The following is a 4,912-nucleotide window of genomic DNA, read 5'->3' as shown; positions in this document are numbered from 1 at the left end:
CGTCAGCCCAGGGCACGTCGCGCACTTCCACGGTGACATCCGGATGGGTGGAGCGGAAAGCGGCGACGGCCGGCTGCATGACCTGAGGCGTCTTGTCGTCGCCCACCATCCAGATGACCAGGCGGGCGGCGTGGGCGAGTGGCACGCCGGCAGCGAGACCGAGGACCAGCGCCGCCTGGGTGAGCAGGGCTTTCATTGCGGGGGAAGCGCGTGGCCGGCTTGGCCACTTTGTCTCGTTGTTGTTTACTAAACGGACGGGATTATGTGCGGCAGTTGAGCGGCTGTGTTGACTGTCTCTTCCAGAAAACATCAGGAATATCCCCGAGTGCTAGCGTTGTCGTAGAGAAACAGAATGCGCAACAGAACAATGTTTAGCTTTGCTTGTGGCGAAGCAGGAGACAAGCCGCGGCCGCGTTGAGGCGCGGCGCAGAGGCTGATCGGCGAAGCGTGCCGTTCGGCTCGGGGTCTCCCGCCGCGGGCTGGTGTGCAACGCAACCGCAACGACTCCGACACGTGAGCCCTGAACGACTGATCGATCTGCACGACGACTGGCTGCTGGCCGAGGCGCCCGAGGGCCTTGGCGGGCCGGCGCTGTCGGCTCTGCCCGCTGATGCCTGGCTGCCGGCCACAGTGCCCGGCACGGCCCATGGCGCGTTGCTGGCGGCCGGGCGCATTCCCGATCCCTTCTACGGCATGAACGAGACCGAGGTGCGCTGGGTCGGCGAGCGCCGCTGGGCCTGGCGGCTGGGCTTCGAGGCCGGCGCGCTGGCCGACCACGAGGACCTGGTCTTCGAGGGTCTGGACACCTATTGCAGCGTCTGGCTCAACGGCGAGAAGCTGCTGGCATCGGACAACATGTTCGTGCCGCGCCGGGTCGACGTGCGCCGCCGCCTGCAGCCCGGGCGCAACGAACTGCTGCTGTGCTTCGAGCCGCCGCTGGGGCGTGCCCGCGAGGTCGAGGCCGTGCATGGCAAGCGTCAGCTTTGGAACGGCGACAGCGCTCGTCTGCATGCCCGCAAGGCGCAGTACCACTTTGGCTGGGACTGGGGCCCCGAGCTCCTCGTCAGCGGCCCTTGGCGCGCGGTGCGCCGGCACAGCTGGTCGGCGCGCATCGACGACTTGCACTGCCGCAGCGAGGTTGACGTGGCCGGGCGGCGCGCGACGCTGCAGGTCTCGGCGCGGCCCGCCGGTGCCGCCGGCTTGCGCTGCGCCTTCGAGCTGCTGGACGCCGACGGCCGCAGCGTGGCCCGCCAGGTCGTGCCAGCCGATGCAGCGTGTGCGACCCTGAATGTCAGCGAGGCCCAGCTCTGGTGGCCCCGCGGCCTGGGCGGGCAACCGCTGTACACGCTGGTGGCCCACTTGCTGGACGGCGATCAGGTCGTGGCGCAGGACAGCCGCCGCATCGGCCTGCGCACGCTGCGCCTTGTGCAGGTCCCCGTCGAAGGCGAGGCGGGCAGCAGCTTCCATTTCGAGGTCAACGGCCGGGCCTTCTTTGCCGGCGGCGCGAACTGGATCCCCGACGACAACCTGCTGGAGCGCATCACGCCGGCGCGCTACCGCGAGCGCGTGGCCCAGGCGGCGGCGGCCAACATGAACATGCTGCGCGTCTGGGGCGGCGGCATCTATGAGCACGAGGCTTTCTATGAGGCCTGCGACGAACTCGGCCTGCTGGTCTGGCAGGACTTCATGTTCGCCTGTGGTCTCTACCCCGCCAACGCCGACTACCTCGCCAGCGTGCGTGCGGAGGCTGAGAGCGCCGTGAAGCGTCTGCGCCACCACGCCTGCATGGCGCTCTGGTGCGGCAACAACGAGGACTACATGCTGGCCGAGTCCGTCGGCCTGGCCGGCCCGGGCGTGCCGGCCGAACGCTTCGAGGCGCGAGCGATCTACGAGGGTCTGCTGCCCGAGGTCTGCGCGGCGCTGGACCCGGATACCGCCTACTGGCCGGGCAGCCCTTTCACCCCAGGCGACGGCGCCAGGTCCTCCGACGCGACCGTGGGCGACCGCCACAGCTGGGAGGTCTGGCACCAGCAGATGCTGCCCTACCAACGCTATGGCGACGTGCAGGCGCGCTTCGTCAGCGAATTCGGCATGCAGTCGCATCCCTCGCTGGCCTTGTTCGAATCGGTGCTGCCCAAAGCCGAGCGCTTCCCCGAGAGCCGCACGGTGCAGTGGCACAACAAGGCCGGCTCGGCGGCGGGGCCGGACGGGCATCGGCGCCTGTCGGTCTATCTGGCCGACAACCTGCGCGTGGGCGGCACGCTGGCGGATCACGTCTACGCGACGCAGTTCGTGCAGGCCGAGGCCATGCGGGTGGCCTACCAGGACTTCCGCCGCCGCTGGCAGCGGCCCGGCGCGCGCGCCGTGGGCGGTGCCCTGGTCTGGCAGCTCAACGATTGCTGGCCTGTGACGAGCTGGGCCCTCATCGACTCTTCGGGCACCGTCAAGCCGGCCTGGCATGCCGTGCGCCGCGCCCTGGCGCCGCTGGCCGTAGCCGTGCGGCTGGAGGCAGGGCAGGCGCGGCTGTCCGTCATGAACGGCGAGGCTCAGGCCTGTGAACTGGCGTTGCAGCTGCGCCTGTTCGCGATGGATGGACGCCAGCTCGCCAGCACCCGCGTCTTGCAAGCGGTTCCAGCGTCGACCAGCGTCGAGACGACCCAGCCTCTGCCGGGCTTTGACGAGCCGGTCGTCGCCGAGTTGTGCGCCTTCGATGCGGACGGCCACGAGCTCGCGCGGGATTGCGCCTGGACCGAGCCCTTCAAGTTCTACCGCCTGGCCGGCGCGCGCATCGCCATCCAGGCCGAGGGCCAGGCCTTGCGACTGAGCTGCGATCGACCGGTCAAAGGCCTTTGGCTCCAGCACCCGGGCCTGGATCTGGCGGACAACTTCATCGATCTGGTGCCTGGCGCCGAGCGCCTCGTTGGCTCAAAGATAGCGCTACCAGTTTCCTTGGAAACCGTGGCGCTCGAGTTGCCAGCGCAGCACATCCATCTGCGGAGAAAGGAGGGTTGAATGCAGGAGCCATGCGTATATCCCCTATCCCTAGTAGTCCGGATGTCCGATTGTTTGGACATTGTTAGCGTTACCAAATACCTGCGGCATAGAAACCAGCAGGACCGGCACGAGGCCCGCAGGGGCTGAGTGTTTCCCACCGAAGAGGAGCAAAGAGGATGAGACATTTCAAGAGGACAACGCTGTCCCTGGCCGCCGTACAGGCGCTGGTCTGGGCAGCCACACCGGCGCTGGCGCAGAACACGCCCGCGCCAGCTCCGGCCGCAAATGCGCCACAAGCATTGGAGACAGTAGTTGTGTCGGGGCAGCGCGCTGCGCTGCAGTCAGCTCAGAAGATCAAGCAGAACTCTGATGAGATCGTTGATTCCATCGTTGCCGACGACATCGGCAAGCTTCCGGACCGCTCCGTTAGCGAAGTGCTGCAGCGCATCGTCGGCGTGACGATGGACCGAGTGATGGCTCGCGGCGACCCGGGGCGCTTCTCGGCGGAAGGTTCGGGCGTGATCATCCGCGGCCTGACCTATGTGTCGTCGCAACTGAACGGCCGCGAGACCTTCTCGGCCAACGGCGGCCGTGGCCTCAGCTTCGAGGACGTGCCGCCCGAACTGATGGCCGGCGTGGACGTCTACAAGAACCCCTCGGCCGAGCAGATCGAAGGCGCTATCGGCGGCTTGGTGAACCTGCGCACGGCGCTGCCGTTCGACTACAACGGCTTCAAGGCCGGTGTCAGCGTTTCGATCACCAACAACCAGCTCGGCAACAAGAAGAAGCCGTCGGTCTCGGCGCTGCTGTCCAACACCTGGAACACCGACATCGGCAAGATCGGCCTGTTGCTTGACGTGGCCCACTCGGAAAGCGCCACGCGCACCGACGGCATGTTCGTCGACCCGTATTTCCAGACCGTTCAGAAATCGACCAAGACGGACGCCGACAACAACACTTATTACGAGCCGCTGCCCGGCAACCATTGGTTCCCGAAGGCCGTGGGCTGGCGCTCGCTCGAGTTCGATCGCACGCGCCAGGGCACCTATATCGCCGGCCAGTGGAAGAACGACACCCTGGCGGCTGCGCTGACGCACTTCAGTTCCAAGTACAACAACTTCTGGGACGAAAGCTCGATCGACAGCCAAGCCGATCCGTACACCTCGATCGTGGCGGCAGACGCGAAGTGGGGTCCCAGCGGTGCCCTGCAGACGGGCACGATCACCGACCCGGGGCACGGCGGCATTCCTTTCAACGCGAACACGCGCTTCTCCAAGCGCAATTCGCTCACGAAGGAAACCACCTTCAACCTGGTCTGGACGCCGACTCCCGCTCTGCGCGTGTCCAACGACTTCCAGTTCATCGAGTCCACCACGAGCAACTTCGACTCCACCGTGGCCACCGGCATCAACATGCCGAAGGAAACCGTGGACCTGTCGGGTGGCATGCCGCGCCTGATCCTGGATGACACGGACAAGGCTTTCCTGCAAGACCCCTCCAAGTACTACTGGGGTTTCACGATGGAGCACCTGGACAGGAGCCGGGCGAAGCAGAAGGCGTGGAAGGGCGACATCCGCTACGTGTTCGACCATCCGGTGCTGCACGACCTGCGCGTCGGCCTGCGCCTGACGGACCGCGACACGAACAACGTCGTCAGCAACCCCGGCTACAACTGGAAGGCCGTCACGCAGAGCTGGCAGTCGGCCGAGTTTGATGCCGGCGCCCGGGACCAGTCCTGGGATTGGCACCCGATCAGAAGCCTCGCCTACCTGTCTCGCTTTGGTGGCGAGACCCAGGTCAAGAACTTCAACAACTTCATGAACGGCAAGAACTCGGTGGCGTCGCTGGTGCTGCCGAAGATGGCCGTCGCGTCGAACTACCCGGAGTCCTACGCAACGCTGCACAGCTACTACGACAC

3 protein-coding genes are annotated in these 4,912 nt (G+C 66.4%); 2 read left to right on the top strand and 1 reads right to left on the bottom strand.

Translation table 11 applies throughout. The features are described from left to right. A partial coding sequence (locus ACXJKR_RS24280) for a hypothetical protein (RefSeq protein WP_457324993.1) occupies positions 1-196 on the bottom strand: 196 nt, incomplete at its 3' end. A 317-nt stretch (positions 197-513) separates the two neighbouring features. On the opposite strand from ACXJKR_RS24280, the gene ACXJKR_RS24275 reads away from it, so the two are divergent. Beyond that, on the top strand, positions 514-3,012 hold the full coding sequence (locus ACXJKR_RS24275; RefSeq protein WP_457324992.1) for a glycosyl hydrolase 2 galactose-binding domain-containing protein: 2,499 nt from the start codon (positions 514-516) through the stop codon (positions 3,010-3,012). Positions 3,013-3,170: 158 nt separating this feature from the next. Then, a partial coding sequence (locus ACXJKR_RS24270; RefSeq protein WP_457324991.1) for a TonB-dependent receptor plug domain-containing protein occupies positions 3,171-4,912 on the top strand: 1,742 nt, incomplete at its 3' end.

The organism is Roseateles sp. P5_E11 (genome assembly GCF_054049355.1).
Note: the sequence above shows the minus strand (reverse complement) of the source record. Positions and strands in the feature narration are given on the sequence as shown.